The organism is Nocardia sp. CA-135398, from assembly GCF_050955845.1.
Classification (GTDB): Bacteria; Actinomycetota; Actinomycetes; order Mycobacteriales; family Mycobacteriaceae; genus Nocardia.
Genome location: NZ_CP192084.1, coordinates 6,404,816 through 6,421,585, shown reverse-complemented (window position 1 = coordinate 6,421,585; position 16,770 = coordinate 6,404,816). Strand labels below are relative to the sequence as shown.

15 protein-coding genes and 1 riboswitch are annotated in these 16,770 nt (G+C 67.4%); of the genes, 2 read left to right on the top strand and 13 right to left on the bottom strand.

Annotation, left to right across the window (positions count from 1 at the left end; genetic code table 11):
- Positions 1 to 22: 22 nt before the first annotated feature.
- Positions 23 to 1,165, bottom strand: a complete 1,143-nt coding sequence (locus ACQP1T_RS28400; RefSeq protein WP_433756099.1) for a polyprenyl synthetase family protein — start codon at positions 1,163 to 1,165, stop codon at positions 23 to 25.
- Between the two features lie 177 nt (positions 1,166 to 1,342).
- Here ACQP1T_RS28400 and ACQP1T_RS28395 point away from each other — a divergent pair, with 177 nt between their 5' ends.
- Positions 1,343 to 2,395: a methylenetetrahydrofolate reductase gene (locus ACQP1T_RS28395; protein ID WP_433756098.1), complete on the top strand. Its 1,053-nt coding sequence runs from the start codon at positions 1,343 to 1,345 to the stop codon at positions 2,393 to 2,395.
- Between the two features lie 27 nt (positions 2,396 to 2,422).
- Here the strand turns inward: ACQP1T_RS28395 and ACQP1T_RS28390 are convergent, their stop codons facing one another.
- The 10 genes from ACQP1T_RS28390 to ACQP1T_RS28345 form a co-directional block, all read right to left on the bottom strand.
- The gene (locus tag ACQP1T_RS28390) at positions 2,423 to 3,574 is read right to left on the bottom strand and encodes an LLM class flavin-dependent oxidoreductase (RefSeq protein ID WP_433756097.1); all 1,152 of its coding nucleotides are present in this window, start codon (positions 3,572 to 3,574) and stop codon (positions 2,423 to 2,425) included.
- On the bottom strand, positions 3,571 to 4,377 hold the full coding sequence (locus ACQP1T_RS28385; RefSeq protein ID WP_433756095.1) for a DUF1684 domain-containing protein: 807 nt from the start codon (positions 4,375 to 4,377) through the stop codon (positions 3,571 to 3,573). The genes ACQP1T_RS28390 and ACQP1T_RS28385 overlap by 4 nt, the downstream gene beginning before the upstream one ends.
- A gap of 49 nt (positions 4,378 to 4,426) precedes the next feature.
- Positions 4,427 to 6,121: a dipeptide ABC transporter ATP-binding protein gene (locus ACQP1T_RS28380; RefSeq protein ID WP_433756094.1), complete on the bottom strand. Its 1,695-nt coding sequence runs from the start codon at positions 6,119 to 6,121 to the stop codon at positions 4,427 to 4,429.
- Entirely contained in the window at positions 6,118 to 6,990 is an 873-nt protein-coding gene (locus tag ACQP1T_RS28375) for an ABC transporter permease (RefSeq protein WP_433756093.1), read from the bottom strand. Before ACQP1T_RS28375 ends, ACQP1T_RS28380 begins: the two co-directional genes overlap by 4 nt.
- Before the next feature lie 104 nt (positions 6,991 to 7,094).
- Positions 7,095 to 8,090, bottom strand: a complete 996-nt coding sequence (locus ACQP1T_RS28370; RefSeq protein WP_433756092.1) for an ABC transporter permease — start codon at positions 8,088 to 8,090, stop codon at positions 7,095 to 7,097.
- 2 nt (positions 8,091 to 8,092) lie between these two features.
- The gene (locus ACQP1T_RS28365) at positions 8,093 to 9,712 is read right to left on the bottom strand and encodes an ABC transporter substrate-binding protein (protein ID WP_433756091.1); all 1,620 of its coding nucleotides are present in this window, start codon (positions 9,710 to 9,712) and stop codon (positions 8,093 to 8,095) included.
- The gene (locus ACQP1T_RS28360; RefSeq protein ID WP_433756090.1) at positions 9,709 to 10,845 is read right to left on the bottom strand and encodes an LLM class flavin-dependent oxidoreductase; all 1,137 of its coding nucleotides are present in this window, start codon (positions 10,843 to 10,845) and stop codon (positions 9,709 to 9,711) included. Before ACQP1T_RS28360 ends, ACQP1T_RS28365 begins: the two co-directional genes overlap by 4 nt.
- 4 nt (positions 10,846 to 10,849) lie before the next feature.
- Positions 10,850 to 11,824 (bottom strand): ABC transporter substrate-binding protein, encoded by a 975-nt coding sequence (locus ACQP1T_RS28355; RefSeq protein WP_433756089.1) that lies wholly within the window; start codon positions 11,822 to 11,824, stop codon positions 10,850 to 10,852.
- Positions 11,825 to 11,843: 19 nt separating this feature from the next.
- Positions 11,844 to 12,617 (bottom strand): amino acid ABC transporter ATP-binding protein, encoded by a 774-nt coding sequence (locus tag ACQP1T_RS28350; protein ID WP_433756088.1) that lies wholly within the window; start codon positions 12,615 to 12,617, stop codon positions 11,844 to 11,846.
- A complete protein-coding gene (locus ACQP1T_RS28345) occupies positions 12,614 to 13,639 on the bottom strand; it encodes an amino acid ABC transporter permease (protein WP_433756087.1) in 1,026 nt (341 codons plus the stop codon). Before ACQP1T_RS28345 ends, ACQP1T_RS28350 begins: the two co-directional genes overlap by 4 nt.
- Before the next feature lie 10 nt (positions 13,640 to 13,649).
- A riboswitch (SAM riboswitch) is annotated at positions 13,650 to 13,743 on the bottom strand.
- A gap of 322 nt (positions 13,744 to 14,065) precedes the next feature.
- Here ACQP1T_RS28345 and ACQP1T_RS28340 point away from each other — a divergent pair.
- Positions 14,066 to 14,776: a hypothetical protein gene (locus ACQP1T_RS28340; protein ID WP_433756086.1), complete on the top strand. Its 711-nt coding sequence runs from the start codon at positions 14,066 to 14,068 to the stop codon at positions 14,774 to 14,776.
- Between the two features lie 43 nt (positions 14,777 to 14,819).
- Here the strand turns inward: ACQP1T_RS28340 and ACQP1T_RS28335 are convergent, their stop codons facing one another.
- Both ACQP1T_RS28335 and ACQP1T_RS28330 read right to left on the bottom strand, forming a co-directional pair.
- A complete protein-coding gene (locus ACQP1T_RS28335; RefSeq protein WP_433762403.1) occupies positions 14,820 to 15,950 on the bottom strand; it encodes a glycosyltransferase in 1,131 nt (376 codons plus the stop codon).
- 26 nt (positions 15,951 to 15,976) lie between these two features.
- Entirely contained in the window at positions 15,977 to 16,753 is a 777-nt protein-coding gene (locus tag ACQP1T_RS28330) for an LppM family (lipo)protein (protein ID WP_433756085.1), read from the bottom strand.
- Positions 16,754 to 16,770: the final 17 nt, after the last annotated feature.

Genomic DNA, 16,770 nt, shown 5'->3' with positions numbered 1-16,770 from the left:
GGATCTCCTCGCGCGGTCGCGGCTAGTGCGTGCGACTCGTCGCGGCCATGGCCATGGCGCGCAACCGCTCCTTGGCCTCGGGTGTGGCGGTACTCGATGCGAGCGCGGCCAGACCCTGTTCGGTGAGTTCGGTGATGCGGCGCTCGACCTCGTCGACCGCGCCGAGTTCGGTGATCACCGCGCGCAACCGCTCGACCTGATCCGCGGTCAGGTCGGTGCCGATGCTGGTGCGCAGCAGATCGGCCGCGGCCGGATCGGTGGCATCGGCGCGCTGCAGCGCCTCGGCGACGAGCACGGTGCGCTTGCCCTCGCGCAGGTCGTCGCCGGAGGGCTTGCCGGTGACCGCGGGATCGCCGAAGACGCCGAGCAGATCGTCGCGCAGCTGGAAGGCGATGCCGATGTCGGTGCCGAAGGTCCGGTAGGCCTCGATCAGCTGCGGATCGGCGTCGGCCAGTGCCGCGCCGAGGTGCAGCGGGCGCTCCACGGTATAGGCCGCGGTCTTGTAGCGGTTGATGCGCAGCGCCGCCGCGACGGATTCGTCACCCGCCGATTCACCGTGGATATCGAGCAGCTGACCGCCGAGCACCTCGGTGCGCATCAGCGCCCAGACCGGCGCGAATCGGCCGAGCGCCGCGGCGTCGAGTCCGGCGCTGTGCACCATGTCATCGGCCCAGGCCAGCGCCAGATCACCGACCAGGATGGCGACCGAGGTGCCGAAGTGTGCGGCATCACCGGCCCAGCCGTGGTCGCGGTGGCGCTGTTCGAAGTCGACGTGCACGGTGGGGAAGCGGCGGCGGGTGCGCGAGGAGTCGATGATGTCGTCGTGGACCAGCGCGCAGGCCTGCACCAATTCCAGTGCGGCACAGGCGTTCAGGACCGCGGCGGCGGACGGGCCGGTGGGATCGCCGCCCGCGCCGAGCCAGCCGGTCCAGGCGAAGGCCGGTCGGGTGCGCTTACCGCCGCGCAGTACGAACAGTTCCAGCGCGTCCGCGGCCTGGACGAAGACCGGACCGAGCGGTTCGACGATGGGGCGGCGGGTCAGGAAAAAGGCCTCGAGCGCGTCCTCGACCGCCGCGACGAAGCCGGGAGTGCCCGGCGTGTGGTTCCCGGGCGGGGTGGCCTGAGGCGTCTGGATACCGGTTCCGGCGGACAGGGGAGCCTCCAAGGTCGTGCGGGTGCTGGTGCGCGCGGTGGATCGTGGGCGCTATAGGTACTTCGGTGCCGAGCGGCGACGGTCGCGCGTGTCGTTCGGCGATTAGCGAACGTGTCGCCTGGTCGCAGAATACGCGTACGGTTGCGACGACCTGACGGGCCGGTATCCGCTCACCACTACACTGAACCGGTGACTTTCGACAACGTGCGGGGAAGTTCGACCCCTGGCCGGCCGTCCCCGACGCCACCGATCGTCTCTGGAACACCCTCGGTTGTTCAGAGTTTGCGGACCCATTCCGGGGGCTCGGTGCCCTTCTCGGTGGAGTTCAATCCGCCGCGTGACGCCGCGGGCGAGGCGCGGTTGTGGCGCGCCGCGCGCACCTTCGAGCGCATGCATCCGGCCTTCGTCTCGATGACCTACGGCGCGGGCGGCACCACTCGCGACCGCACCGTGCGGATCACCGGCGCGCTGGCCGAGGAGACGACGCTGCTGCCGGTCGCGCATCTGACCGCCGTCGAGCACAGCGTCGCCGAACTGCGCTCGCTGGTCGGCGCGTACGCCGATTCGGGCATCCGCAATATCCTGGTGCTGCGCGGCGACCCGCCCGGCGATCCGCTCGGTGAATGGCGCAAACATCCCGAGGGTGTGGCCTATGCCGAGGAACTGGTGCGCATCGTGCGCGACCTCGGCGACTTCCACGTCGGTGTCGCCTCGTTCCCGCAGGGCCACCACCGCTCCCCGGATCTGGAGCACGACACCGCGTACCTGGCCGCGAAACTGCGTGCGGGCGCGGAGTATTCGATCACCCAGATGTTCTTCGACGTCGAGCACTATCTGCGGTTGCGCGATCGCATCGCCGCCTTCGACCCGATCGAGGGTGCGAAGCCGATCATTCCCGAGCTGATGCCCATCACTTCGTTGCGCACCGTGGCACGCGCTGAGGAACTGTGCGGGCGTCCCTTGCCGTCCGCTGTCATGCAGCGCTTGCGCAAGGCCGCCGGTGACGGGCCGGAGGAGAACAATGCCGCGGTCCGCGAGGTCGGCATCGAAATCGCCACCGAAATGGGCCAGCGCCTCATCGATGAGGGCGCACCCTGCCTGCACTTCATCACGCTGAACTTCGCCAAGGCCACCGGTGAGGTGCTCACCAATCTCGGCTACGGCGTAACCGCCGCACCTACCTCCCCGAGTCTTCTGCCGGTCGTGGGTGCCGCACCGGTGGCGTCGCGGGCCGATCGTTAGATCGGGGCCGGGTGCTGGGGGTGCTGGCTATGCCGCGCGTGCGGTCCGCAGCCCCCACGCATCGGCTAGGAGCCGGTGAGATTCCAGTCGGTCCTCGTGACGATGCGTGATGCTGGTGACGAGCAGTTCGTTCGCACCGGTGACCCGCTGCAGGGCCTGTAGCCGTTCGACGACGGTGCCCGGACTGCCGACGAATTGCGTGGCGAGGCGGTCGTCGACAAGTCGGCGCTGCTCCGGAGTCAGCGGGGTCGCGGTATCCGGATCGAGGTATTCCGCCGCGCCCGCACCGCTGCGGATGCTGTGCACCCAGTGACCGTAGGTGGCGGCCAAGTGCTGGGCGCGCGCGTCGTCGGGGGCGACGACCACGTCCGCGGAGATCACCACATACGGCTCGGCGAGGTCGGCCGAGGGCCGGAAGGCCGTTCGATAGGCCGCGACCGCATCCAGGGCGGTGCCGGGCGAGACGTGATAGGCCGCCGCGAAGGGCAGGCCGAGTTTGCCCGCCAATTCGGCGCTTTCACTGGCCGAGCTGCCGAACAACCACAGCTCGACCTGTGCGCCCTCGCCCGGAACCACATGTAGCGCAATGCCTTCGGCGCTCTTGTAGGTTCCGTTGAGCAGCGCGCGCACCTCCTCGACCTGGTCCGGGAACTCCGGTGCCTGCGCGCCCTGCTGTTGCAGTGCGCCGAGCGAGGCGATGAACCTCGACCGGTCGGTGATCCGTCCCGGATCGAACGGCGGTGGAACCACCACGCCGTCGCGGACCTCGGTGCGTCCGGTCACGGTATCGACGACCGGGTGACCGCCCTTGGGATGCGCGGGTTGTGCGCCGAACTGGGTGCGCCGATGGCCCGATCGGCCCAGGCCGAGGTCGAGTCGGCCCGGGTAGAGCGCGTCGATGGTGCCGAACGCTTCCACGATCGATGCCGAGGTGTGGTGGCCGACCTGAACCGCGCCCGACCCGACGCGAATCCGGGTGGTTGCCGCGGCGACCAAGCCGATCAGTGTGATGGATGAGGAACTCGCCACCGAGACGAAATGATGTTCTGCCAGCCAGTAGCGGCGGTAACCCCACTGCTCGGCGTGCTGGGCCAGATCGATGGTGTTGCGCAGGGCCTGCTGCGCGGTCGATCCGGCGCTGATCGGAGCGAGATCGAGGATGGAAAGCGGGATCGTCATGCGGACCGTCCTAGGCGCGGATGCTGTTCGCCCGCTTCGATGGCCACCCGCAGCCGGTTTTCCGCGGGTGCCAGCGGGCAGGTGGCGAAATCGGTGAAGGCGCAGGGCAGATTGGCCGTCCGATTGAAGTCGAGGCGTACCGTGCCATCGGCTTCGGGTGCCGCGACGGCCAGCGACCGGGCCGCCGGATAGGTGGTGACGCCGCTGGTGGCGTCGGTGAACAGCACTCGCAGGCTGGTCGGCTCGCCGAACGCGATGACCCGCTCGGTGACCTCGCCGATGGTGAATTCGATGGTGCCCGAGGCGGTGTGGTGGTGTTCGAGTCCGTCGACCACGGCTCCGGTGGTGATCGTGCGTGGCTGGTCGAACGGTTCGAAGCGACCCTCGACTACCCAGCGCGGGTCCGGAGCATAGGTCGGGATGCCAGCGAAGCTGAGCAGTGTGGGGGAGGCCGGGTCGTGCACGCGCACCGCGTAAAGGCCGCTGCGACGAATCACCTCGAGCACCCGATTCTCGTGCAGCACCTCGAGTCCCGGCGCGCCTTCGGCCGGTGTGACGATCTGGACACCGGCGATGTCGATGCCCTCGAACTGCAAGCGGTCGGCGGGCCGGGCGGTGATGAACACCTTGTCGTCGGTGACCCACCAGGTACCGGGAACGTCGGGGATGTGTTCGGGTTGGTCGGTGAGCCAATGTAATCCGGTCAGGCTCAGGAAGCCGAGCGGATCGCGCAACTGGTCCTCTCTGCTGTGGTGCCAATGCGCCCACTCGGTTTCGAAAAGGCTGGTAATGCTGGTCGTCATGGCGCTGTTACTCCTTCGAGTGTGGGAATGGTGCGGGCCGAGCCTGTCATCAGGCCGCCCCCGGTGCGGTGACGTGCACTGTGGGAATGGCCGACAGCAGTTCGCGGGTGTACTCGTGCTGTGGGTTGTCGAAAATGTCTGCGGTGGCGCCGGATTCGACAATGCGACCGTCGCGCATGACCGCGACACGGTCGCTGATGCGGCGGACCACGGCGAGGTCGTGCGAGATGAACAGGTAGCTCAGTCCGAGTTCGGTTTGCAGGCGGTCCAGCAGTTCCAGGATCTGCGCCTGGACGGAGGCGTCCAGTGCCGAAACCGGTTCGTCGAGTACGAGCAGGTCCGGGTGCAGGGCCAGCGCGCGGGCGATGGCGACGCGTTGGCGTTGTCCGCCGGAGAGTTCCGCCGGGCGGCGCTGTGCGAAGTTCTCCGGCAGCGCGACCTGGCCGAGCAGTTCACGCACCCGTTCCTGCCTGGCCTTGCGATCGCCGACGGCATAGGCCCGCAGCGGCTCCTCGATGATCGCACCCACCCGCCAGCGCGGATCCAGTGAGCCGTAGGGATTTTGATAGACCACCTGGAAGCGCTGGCGCAGGTCGCGCAGCCGTCCACCTTTCACTGCGGTCAGGTCTTGTCCGTCGAAGGTAATCGCGCCGCTATCGGGTTCGGTGAGTCGCAGGGCGATGCGCGCGGTGGTCGACTTGCCGGAGCCGGATTCGCCGACCAGCGACAGGGTTTCGCCGCGACCGAGTTCGAATCCGACGCCCGCCACCGCGGTGACCGAACCACCGGCCGGTGCGCGGAAGCGCTTGTGCACATCGCGGACGGTGAGCAGCGGCGGACCGGCGCTCACCCGTGGCGTGCGGAACCCGTCGAACGGGGCCAGGCTCGGCGAGGCGGCGAGCAGGCGCTTCGTATACGGATGACGCGGTTCCGTGAGCACCGTCGCGGTCGGACCGGTTTCGACGATCTCGCCACCGCTGAGCACCACGATCCGATCGGCTCGCTCGGCGGCGATCGCCAGATCGTGGGTGATCAGGAGCACCGCCGTGCCGCGTGCCGCGGTCTGTGCCGCGAGCTTGTCGAGTACCCGTCGCGCCACGGTGGCGTCGAGCGCGCTGGTCGGCTCGTCGGCGATCACCAGCTCCGGTCCGGCGATGAGCGCTGCCGCGATCAGCACGCGCTGCCGCTGGCCGCCGGACAGTTCGTGCGGATATTGCGCCGCCCGCAACTCCGGCCGGTCCAGGCCGGCGTCGGCGAGCAATTCGATCGCCCGCGCCGCCGCATCGCGACGATCGGCGAGTCCGTGCACGAGCAGCGCCTCGGCGACTTGATCACCCACGCGCCGCACCGGATTCAGCGAAAGTCCCGGATCCTGCGGCACGAATCCGATCCGTGCACCGCGAATCCGGCGCAGCGCCCGCTCGGATCCGGTATCCACCGTCTGTCCATCGAAGGCGACGGCACCGCCGGTGATCTCGGCATTGGGACCGAGCAATCCGATCACCGATTGCGCGAGAGTCGACTTACCGGAACCGGATTCACCGACCAGCGCGACGACCTCGCCGCGTGCCACGGACAGGGATACGCCTTTGAGCGCGGCGACATCGCCGCTGTCGGAGGCGTAGCGCACGTGCAGTCCGTCGATGCGCAACAGTGCCGCTGGCGACCCATTCGGTCCATGTGTGACGTCGCGGATATGCGGCGTGCCGTCCGTCGGTTCGGCGGACGTGCTGCGCTCACTCATGCGCTGTGACTCCTTCCTACGGCGCGGCCGAGGCGTTGGGCCGAGAGGACGACGACGATGATCACCAGGCCGGGCAGGGTGGTCATCCACCATGCCGTGGCGAGGAAATTGCGTCCCTCCGATATCAGTGAGCCCCATTCGGGGGTGGGGGGTTTCGCGCCGTAGCCGAGGAAGCTCAGCGCCGAGACCGATAGCACCGCCATACCGAATTCGACCGCGGCCAAGGCGAGTACCGGCTGATACGAGTTGGGCAGGACATGTCGGGCCAGCACCGTGTACCAGCGGACCCCGGCCGCATGTGCCGCCTCCACATACGGCGCCTGCCGCACCCGGAGCACCTCCGAGCGCATGACCCGCGAGAAGTTGGCGATCAGCGAAACACCCACCGCGACGGCCACATTGCGGGTACCGAAACCCAGTGCGGTGACCAGCGCGAGGGACAGCAGCAGCGACGGAATCGACAGCAGCACGTCGACGAACCGCATGATGACGGTGTCGACGAAGCCGCCGATCGATCCGGACAGCAGCCCGAGTATGGACCCGGCGACCAGGGCGATGGCAACCGCGGACAGGGTCGCGGTGAGCGAGAGTCCCGCGCCGTGCACCATGCGGGTGTACAGATCGCGCCCGAGATTGTCGGTGCCGAACCAATGTCGGGCACTCGGGCTCTGGAACTTCTGCGCGGGCACACCGGTCAGTGGATCGCCACTGGCGAAAACCGAAGGGAAGAGCGCCCAGCCGAGCGCAAGCACCGCGACGGCACCGGACAGGATCACTACGACATTGCCGCGCAGCGACTTCCAGCGCAGTGCCGGTCGGCGCAGTCCGGGTAGTGCGAGCCGCGGCGACTCATCGGCGACATCAACCATGATCGGTCACCTGCTTTCGGCCGGGCCACGGTGCGAGACCGTGGCCGCTGACTCCGGCCGTCGGTGCCAGTGCGGCGTTATCGCGCGCCGTAACGAGGAGTAGCTCAGGCACGGACGGCCACCTCCTCCGCGATATCGGTATCGGAACCGGTTGTCGCACGGCGGGATCGACCGGCGATGCGTGGATCGAGCAGCGGATACAGCAGGTCCACCGCCAGATTCACGGTGACGAAGACGGTCGAGGTGAGCAGCACGATGCCCTGCACGACCGGAATGTCCTGGGCCAGTACCGAGGTCTGGGTGAGCCGACCCACGCCCTGACGGGCGAAAACGGTCTCCACCACGACGGATCCGGCGAGCATATTGCCGACCAGCACCCCGGCAATGGTGAAGGTCGGCACGCTGGCCGGACGCAGCACATGTTTGCGCAGCACCCATCCGCGCGAGCCGCCTTTGGCGAGCGCCACATCCACAAACGGTTGACGCCAGGTCGAAGCGAGGCCAGCGGCGAGCACTTGGGCCAGCACCGCCCCGATCGGGATGGCGAGGGTGAGCGCGGGCAGCACCGTGCCCTCGAGACCGTGTCCGCCGAAGGCCGGGGCGAGCCGCCAGTGGAACGAGAACAGTTGCAGCAGTAGCAGTCCGGTCCAGAATGTCGGCACCGAAACCCCGAGGGAGGGCAGCGAACCGAGTGCGTCACGCAACCAGGGGCGGCGGACGTAGGTCGCCGCGAAGGCCACACTCACGCCGCCGAGCACCGCGAAAACCAGTGCCAGACCGGCCAATCCGAGGGTATTGGGCAGTGCGTCGCCGAGTGCGGTCGTGACCGGCTGGCCGGTGCCGATGGAGTGCCCGAGGTCGCCGGTCAGCGCGTGGGTCAGCGCGGTCCAATACTGTTCCCAGAGCGGACGATCGAGTCCGTAGCGCGCCTGCAGTTCGGCGATCGCGGCCTTGTCGATCGGGGTTCCCGCGCCCGCACCGTCGGCCGCGATGGAGACCGGGTCGGCGGGCAGCAGGTAGAGCACCACGAACGAAATGGTGAACGCCGCCCACAGCACCCATATCGCCTGCAGAATCCGCACAACCACATACCGAGCCATGGCTACCGCCCGCTCAACCAGGTGTCGAAGAACTGCAACCGAGCCGAGGCCTCGAACTTCAGATCCTGCACGCTCTGCGCCGCACCGATGGCCTGTGACAGTTCGACCGTCGGAATCCACAGCCCCGCATCGAGTACGGCCTGTTGCGCGGTGCGGACCAATGCGGTGCGTGCGGCGGTGTCCGAGGCGCTCAGCTGACCGTCGAGCACATCATCCAATGCCGGGATGCGTTCGCGGGCATTGAGATTGCGCCCGTCGACACTGAAGGAGGTGCGCAGAATGTCACCGTCGGCACGAGTGGTGTTGTAGTAGGTGGTGTCGAAATCCTTGACGTTCTGTCGTGCTGTGCTCTCCGGACCCGACACCAGATCCAGCTTCAGCTCCACACCCACCTGGCGCAGCTGCTGCTGCACCAGCTCCAGGATGGCCTGATTGCCCGCGAACGCCTGACTGAACAGCACCGAGAAGGACAGGCGTTCACCATTTTTCGCGCGGATACCGTCACCTCCGGGCGTCCAGCCCGCCTGGTCCAGGATGCCGCGCGCCTTGGCCGGGTCGTAACTCAGTCGGGCCGAAAGATCCTGGTAGCCGGGCGTGCTGCTGGCCAATGTGCTGGTGGCGGCTTTGAACTGCGGGCCGAGTACGGTATCCACCAGCTGTTTCCGGTCGATCGCGGGCAGCAGGGCCTGGCGCACCGCGGCATCGCGCAGCGGCCCACGGGTGACGTTGGTCTGGAAGCCGAACGGCACACCGGGATTCGCGGTGCTCAATACCCGCCCGCTCGCGGCCTCGATCTGCGGTGCGTCCTGTGGCAGCGCATCGCTGACGGCGTCGAGCTGGCCGGAGATGAGACTGCCGGTGCGGACACCGGATTCGGGCACCACCGTGAACTCGATCTTGTCCAGATATGCCGCGCCCTGATGGGCGAAGACCGCCGAACCCCAGCTGTATCCGGCACGCTTGGCCAGGGTGGCCGAGGCATCCTGGCGCCAGGACGCATAGGTGAACGGACCGCTGCCGACATTGTCGCCCAGGCAGCGCTGATCGGCGGGCTTCGCCGTGGTGACATCGCCCTGAATGCCGAGCTGCGCGGTCGAGGACGCCTGCAGGAACTGGGCATTGGGCTTGCTGAATTCGACCCGTGCGGTCAGCTTGTCGACCGCGGTGGTGCCGACGTAGTTGGTCAGATAGCTGGAGCCGAGCGGCGCCTTGGCCCCGCCCAGTTTGATCACCGAATCGAAGGTGTTGCGCACCGAATCCGCGGTGAGCGGGGTGCCGTCGCTGAAGGTGACACCGTCGGCGAGATGGAAGGTGAACACCTTCGCGTCGGGGGAGATCTCCCAGCTCTTGGCCAGCCACGGCTTGATCTCACCGGTCTTCGGATCCTGATCGGTCAGCGAATCCACGATCTGGCGGGTCACATACAGCGTCTGATTGGTGCCGGACTGCGCCGGATCCGAGCACGTCGGCGCCTGCGAAAGGCCATAGCGCAGGGTGCCGCCCGGTTGTGGCGGACCCGCGTCGGCGCCGCCGGTAGCCGAATCACTGCCGCAGGCGGCGAGACTCGCGGCCGCGGTGACGGCGGCGGCCACGGCCGCGATTCGGTGGCGGGGACGGATCACTGTGGTACTCCAGATGTTTCGGTGCGGACGAGTTCGCCGCGGGAATCGATGTCGTATTCGATGGGACGTGCGGTGGCGCGACCGTTCGGAGCGGTGGCCAGTGGTCGGCTCGGAATGCGTCGGCGTAGTTCGGGTGCGACTTCGGCCTGGAAGAGTTCGAGGCTGGCGCGATGTTGCGACTCGCCGCGGCCGTCGCGTTCGGCGGACAGATGGATCACCTCGTGCCCCAAGGCCTCATGCTGGCGCCCCACCTTGTCGATCACCTGCTCCGGGCTGCCGACCAGCGCCGAACTGCGCGCGACGAAATCGTCGAGCGTCTCGAAGACGATCGGCAGCCCGAGCTTGCGCGCCAACCCGAGTCGAGCCTCGAAGATCGGGCGATACACGTCGAGTGCCTCCTGTGACGTGCGCGCCACATGAAATCCCGCGGTGCCCGCGCCGACCAGGGCCTCGGCCGGATCGTGCCCGTAGTGCTCCCAACGCTCCCGATAGTGGCGCACCAGTTCGGCATACGGTTCGATCGGATTGGTGACATTCGCCGAGAACAGCGGATCACCGTGGCGCGCGGCGAGTTCCACCGAATCGCGGCTGGTCGCGCTGCCGTGCCAGATGCGAATACGCGGCTGCCATGGCCGCGGCAGCGCCTTGGCCTCGATCAGCTCCGGCCGGAATCGGCCCGACCAGGTCACGGTGTCGCTGTCCCACAGCGCCCGGAACAGTTCGTAGCCTTCGCGATTGCGATCCCACTGGTCCTCGGCGGTGACGTGATACAGCTTCGCCTGCGCCGCACCGTTGCCTTTACCGATGATCAGTTCGAGGCGGCCGCCGGAGAGATTGTCCAGCGTCGAATAGTCCTCGAACGCGCGCACCGGGTCCAACAGACTCAGCGTGGTGACGGCGGTGAAAAGACTGATCCGCGCGGTGACCGCGGCGATATGGGACAGGATCACCGGCGGTGCGGCCGAGAGGAACGGATCCTCGTGCCGCTCACCGACGGCGAAGCCGTCGTAGCCGAGTTCCTCGGCGATGCGAGCCTGGCCGATGACATCGAGTAGTCGGTCCCTGGTCTCGGGCAGCCGACCGGTATGCGGATCCGGCACCCGGGTGACGAGGGTGAACAGCAGGAACTTCATGCGTTCACGACTTCTTCGGTAGGCCGGGCGGATTGATCCGCGAACTCGGCACGGTCTCGGTCCGCAACCCCCAGCGATCGATGACCTGCTGGTAGGTGCCGGTCTGGATGGCGTTGTTGATGGCCTTGTTGATGGGGCCGATCAGCCCGTTGTCCTTCTTGGTGAGCACACCGATCTCGCCCTGCAATGTGTCACCGGCGCCGGAGAAGGTCGCGACGATCTTGGTCTGATTCGCCGTGCTGCTGTGATAGATCGCGGACGGGTTCGGGCCGATGTAGCCGTCCAGGCGCTGTGAGGCCAGCGCCAGGTAATAGTCGGTGACCTGCTGGAAGTAGGCGATATCGATCGGGCGCAGGCCCTCGGCGATATTCTGCTCGTTCCACTTGACCAGCAGCTGCTCCTGATTGGTACCGCTGCCGACGCCGATCCGCTTGCCCGCCAGGCTCTTACGATCCTTGTATTCCAGCGTGCTCTGCTTGGGGATCTCCAGCGCGACGGTGTCATTGCGGTAGGTGGCGAAGTCGTATTTCTCCTTGCGCTCCTCGGTCACGGTGACGTTGGAGATGAAGACATCGGCCTCGCCGGAGTCGACCCGCACGAAGTTCTGCGACCAATCGGCCACCTGCGCAACGAGTTTCAGCCCGAGGATATCGGCGACGAGTGAGGCGAAATCGACCTCGGACCCGACAATGGTCTTATCGTCGGTGGCGTAGAACCGCAAAGGCGGTGCGGCACCGCCGGATCCGGTGACAACCAGCGTGCCGCGATCCCGAATGGCCTGCGGCAGTTCGGCGGCAATGGCGTCGACCTTGGGCGCGTGGATCCGGCCGGACTGACCGGGGGAGAGGTCGAAGGTGATCGAACCGGCGGGCTGCGCGGAGTTTTCCGCGTCCGGATCGGTGCCGCAGCCGGTGGCCAGCAAGGCGACCGTGGCGGCCAGGCCGACCAGGGCAGAGAGCTTCATCGAATACCTGTTCATCGGGGAGCGCGCACCGCGCTCAGCGGACTCGGGACAGAAATGCGCGGGTGCGCGGGTGTTGCGGGTTGTCCAGTACGTCGGCGGGCGGACCTTGTTCGACGACCACGCCGCCGTCGAGGAATACGACGGTGTCGGCGACCTCACGGGCGAAACCGATTTCGTGGGTGACGATCACCAGTGCGGTCCCGCCGTCGGCGAGATCGCGGATCACATCGAGGACTTCGCCGACGAGTTCCGGATCCAATGCGGAGGTGGGTTCGTCGAAGAGGATCACCGGCGGTCGCAGTGCCAACGCGCGCGCGATGGCCACGCGCTGCTGTTGACCGCCGGACAGCCGCCGCGGATAGGCGTCGCTCAGTTCGCCGATGCCGACCCGCGCGAGCAATTCCCGTGCCTCGGTCTCGATTTCCGCACGCGGGCGGCCCTGCGCGGAAATCGGTGCGAGCGTGACATTGTCGAGCACCGTCAGATGCGGGAAGAGATTGAACTGCTGGAAGACGAAGCCGATATGCGAGCGCTGCTTGCGCACTTCGCGGTCCGACAGCGCGTGCAACTTATTGCGGCGCAGCCGATATCCGATCAACTCGCCGTCGATGTGCACGGTGCCCGCATCCAGCGGCTCCAGGTGATTGACCACCCGCAGCAGCGTCGACTTGCCGGAGCCGGACGGTCCGATCACGGTGACCACTTCACCGGCGCGCACGGTCAGGTCGATGCCAGCCAGTACGTCGGTGCCGCCGTAGGACTTTCGCACGCCGCGCACTTCGACTGCCGCCGCCACCGGCGCGCTCATCGGGTTGCCCCGCGCGGTGCGGCGGAACCGACTTCGGCGATTTCGCGTAGCCTGCGCCACACCCTCTGCACCGGTGTCGGTGGCGGCGTGCGGTGCGCGCCCTTGGCGTAGTGGCGTTCGATATAGAACTGCACCACCGACAGAATCGTGGTCAGCACGATGTACCAGACGGTGGCCACCATGAGCAGTGGCACCACCCGGCCGTTGCGCCCGTAGATCACCTGGACCTGGTAGAACAGTTCCGCGATCGCCATGACCGACACGATCGAGGTGCCCTTGAACAGGCTGATCACCTCATTGGTCGCATTCGGCAGAATCGAGCGCATGGCCTGCGGGACGATGACCGTGCGGAACTGGCGCACCCGTGGAATGCCCAGCGCCGCGGCCGCTTCCAGCTGCCCCGGATCGACCGAAATGTATCCGGCCCGGATGATCTCGGCCGCATACGCCGCCTGATGCAATGCGAGTCCGATGACCGCCGCGGTGAACCCGCTGATCACCCCGTTCACCTCGAAGGTGAGAAAGGAAGGGCCGAATGGGATTCCGAGCGAAATCGTGTTGTACAGGTAGGCGATGTTGAACCAGAACAGCAACTGCACGATCAGCGGAATCGAGCGGAACGCCCAGATATAGACCCACGAGATCACCCGCAGCACCGGATTATTCGACAGCCGGGCGATCGCCAATGCCGTGCCGATCAGGAATCCCAGTGCCGTACCCCACAGGGTCAGCTCCAAGGTGACCTTCAGCGCCGACAGCACCGATTTCGCGGTGAAGTACTTGGCGAACGTCGACCAATCCCAGCCGGGGTTGGTGGCCAGTCCGTGGATGAATTGTGCGAGCAGTACCAGTGCGATGGCACTGACCACCCAGCGCCACGGGTGCCAGGACCTGGCGATCGCGGGTGCATCGGTGATGCCTGCGGTAGCGGCGGGTGCACCCGATGCGGCGGCATCGGGTGTGTGGGCACCCGGTATCGGTACATCCGATACCGGAGTATCGGATGCGACGGACGCGCTCATGGTTCCGGTTCCTCCATCGTTCCCGGCGGAAGCACCCGCACCCGGTGACCGGGGGGTTGCTGCGACGTCGATGAGCCAGGTCTCTCGGTCGCTCTGGATGGTGTGTCCGACGCCGAGCACGGGTCGGTCAATGGGTCTAGCCGAAATATCATGCGAAGCAGGCGAAGTCCGGCACAAGGGTACGAATCAGCCTGAGCGCAGACCTTGTTTACATGGCCATGAGCAGGCACTATTGGCCCGGTTGTGCAGTGGATCGTGGCATTTCGGATATGGTTCTGCGCGCGCTGTTCGTCCGGATTGCCCCGCTGTGGTTTGCCGCGGCGGCGCGCGGCACGACCGTGTCGCTCGCCGAAATAGCCGCTGTTGCGAAGGTTTGCCGGAGTACTCTCGGACCTCGATTCGTGCCCGACGATGAGGAGGTTCGCCGTGACCCTGCTGCGCCGTCTGACGACGCTAACCGCCATCGCGACCGGTTCGGTCGCGCTGGCTCTCTCCCCCGGCATCGCCGCCGCCGGTCCGGCGCCGATGCCCGAACCAGCTGTTCCGGCCGCGACCTCCCCGCCTGCCCAGGCCGCGCCCGGTGATCTGTTGGCCGCTTACCGAACCGTTGTCGAGGCGCTGCGCACCTTCGGCATCGACCCGTTCCTATATCCCGCCGTCGCGCCGTTCTGCTCGGCCACCGGCAGCCTCGGTCTGGTCCCCGCCGTTGCGGGGGCGGTGCCCGGCCCGTGGCCGAAAGCTACGGTGGCCATTCCGGGCCTCGACCCGGCCGCCGTCAAGGCGGGGCAAGTCATGTTCACCTTCGTCCCCTACGGCCTCGGCCCGGACGGCACCAACGCCACGGGCATGAATGTCGCCTGGGTCAACCTGGCCAATGGCCGCAGTGGCGTCACCGCCATGGGATCGATCCCCGATGTGGTCCGCACGATGGTGCCCGCCGAAACCCCGACCGAGATAAGGCCACTGGCCGAACGTGCCATCCAAGACTTCTTCGCCGCCTTCCCGGTCGGCGGGGTACGCGCGGTTCCGGTCGACACCGGATCCGGCACGGTACTCGCCGCGGTCTTCGGAACCGTCGACAACGGCGGCAAGTCCTGCTTCTTCCTCCCGACGATAGGACTCACCTCGGTGCGCTGACTACGTCTCGGCCGATGCCGCCATGGATTCCACCTGATCTTGATCAGCGGGTGGGTGTGAGGGGGCGGGCCTTCCAGGTCAAGGTGTTGTGGTGGTGGGCGCGGCGGGAGCGGGTCCAGAGGCGGAGGTAGGCGTCGATGGAGAGTGGATGTGCCAGGGCCGCGAGGATGTCCGTGCGGGTCGTGGTGCCGCGTTCCAGTGAGCGCGCGAGGAGGCGGCTGGCGACTGCGGCGCTGTAACCGATGAGACCGGCGGTGCGTACCGAACCTCGGCCACCGATCGCAGCCAGTGGGGGCACCCAGTAGGCCAGTGCCGCAACAGCTCCCACTGCCGCACCGCCGGTTGTCCTACCGCCGTAGGCGGACCACAGCCAGCGGCTGTAGCCGTCCTCCAGTTCGGCTGCGCCGCGGTACATTCGGGTGCTCGCCGCTCGGCCTGCCGCGACCAGCGCGGTCCGGCGACCCGAACGACGCAGTGCGCGAGCGATATCCAGGTCCTCGGTGGGGCTCGCGGCGACCGCGGTGTGACCGCCGATGGCGCGGTAGGCGGTTGCGTCGAAGACCAGGAACTGGCCGCATGCGACTGCCGTCGAGGGGCGCAGGCTGCGATTGGCGGCGACGATCGGCAGGCTCGCCGCCCACGACCAGCACAGCAGCGGCTGCACCAGCGCCTCGGCCAGTGATTCGGTCGCCTGGTACGGCCACGGTGACAACAAGGCGGCTCGGCTACGGCGCAATTCGGCGGTCGCCGCGGCGATCGCATTCGGTGCCAATCGCACGTCGGCGTCGAGAAAGATCAACACCGTGGCATCCGCCAATTCGGCCAGTCGCGCGCAGGCTGCGGCCTTCCCGGTCCATCCGGGTGCGGGTTCGGCCTCGGAACGGAACACCGTGAAGCGCGAATCACCCGCGATCGCTTCGAGTGCGGCCGCTTCGGTCCCGTCCGACGACGCATCGTCGAGAATCAGCACCCGCAGGCGCGGCACACCCACTTGACCGCGGAGATCATCGATCAGTTCGGGCAGTCGCGCGGCCTCGTCGCGAGCCGGGATACACACCGTGACCGGCTCGATCACCGTAGTAGGTCCGGTCGACAGCCTGCGCACCGTCACGCGGTTGAATAATGCGGTCCCGCAACCGAACAGCGCGATACCCGCGCCCGTCCACGCGGCGATCGCCGCGCCGGTGCGCAGGGTTCGCGTCAGCGGCGGGTCAGTGAACGCCACAGATTGCTCAGTGAGAAGTCGCTTTCGGGTGCACCGGGCGGCGCCGGATTGCGGTCCATATAGGCGATGGCGGCGATGATCGCGGCGACGGCCAGAGTGATACCGCCGACGATGCCAGCCCAGCCCGCGAAGGAGCGGGTGTTCGGGTCGGAATAGCTGACCTCGGCGCGCACCGTGGAGACATCGCCGGGCGGCAGTTTCCAGGAGACGGTCGAGTCGTCCTCGCGATTGCCATTGGTCTTGGCGACGCGGGCTGGGAAAGCCACCGTGAACTGCACGTCCGACCCATGCGGCGGAACGGATTTCAGATCGACCCGGCCATTGAGGCTGACCAGGTCGCCGGTGCGCTGGAACGACAGGTTGAACATGCCCTGGGTCTGATCGGAGAGCGCGCCGAGTTGGCCGACCTCGCCGAAGGACAGATCCTCGAAGAACACCTTGCTGCCGACATAACCGTCCTGGCTGTACGGCTCCACCCGCACCTTCGCGGCCAGCGAATCGGGCGCCTTCAGCTGCGGGCCCTTGTCATTGGCGTCCGCGGGCACCACCGCTGCCACGATCCGACCGGAGACCCGGTCATTCGACGACACACCCATCGACACCTGCACCCGCAGGCAGCCCGCGAGCATGGGCACCAGCATCGCGGCAAGCAGCACCGCCGCGGCCACCCGCGCAGCGGGCCGGGGAGAACGCGGCGGTAGAACCGGTGTGTCGGGCATCGCGGTGAGAGGACTCGGCTGCACGGCACACATCGTGCCAGGCCCTCGCC

Excerpts from the sequence above, each read along its gene's own strand:
- ACQP1T_RS28375 (WP_433756093.1), bottom strand. The coding sequence starts at position 6,990 with ATGGTTGATGTCGCCGATGAGTCGCCGCGGCTCGCACTACCCGGACTG.
- ACQP1T_RS28330 (WP_433756085.1), bottom strand. The coding sequence starts at position 16,753 with ATGTGTGCCGTGCAGCCGAGTCCTCTCACCGCGATGCCCGACACACCG.
- ACQP1T_RS28360 (WP_433756090.1), bottom strand. The coding sequence starts at position 10,845 with ATGAAGTTCCTGCTGTTCACCCTCGTCACCCGGGTGCCGGATCCGCAT.
- ACQP1T_RS28345 (WP_433756087.1), bottom strand. The coding sequence starts at position 13,639 with ATGAGCGCGTCCGTCGCATCCGATACTCCGGTATCGGATGTACCGATA.
- ACQP1T_RS28355 (WP_433756089.1), bottom strand. The coding sequence starts at position 11,824 with ATGAACAGGTATTCGATGAAGCTCTCTGCCCTGGTCGGCCTGGCCGCC.
- ACQP1T_RS28385 (WP_433756095.1), bottom strand. The coding sequence starts at position 4,377 with ATGACGACCAGCATTACCAGCCTTTTCGAAACCGAGTGGGCGCATTGG.
- ACQP1T_RS28380 (WP_433756094.1), bottom strand. The coding sequence starts at position 6,121 with ATGAGTGAGCGCAGCACGTCCGCCGAACCGACGGACGGCACGCCGCAT.
- ACQP1T_RS28390 (WP_433756097.1), bottom strand. The coding sequence starts at position 3,574 with ATGACGATCCCGCTTTCCATCCTCGATCTCGCTCCGATCAGCGCCGGA.
- ACQP1T_RS28370 (WP_433756092.1), bottom strand. The coding sequence starts at position 8,090 with ATGGCTCGGTATGTGGTTGTGCGGATTCTGCAGGCGATATGGGTGCTG.
- ACQP1T_RS28350 (WP_433756088.1), bottom strand. The coding sequence starts at position 12,617 with ATGAGCGCGCCGGTGGCGGCGGCAGTCGAAGTGCGCGGCGTGCGAAAG.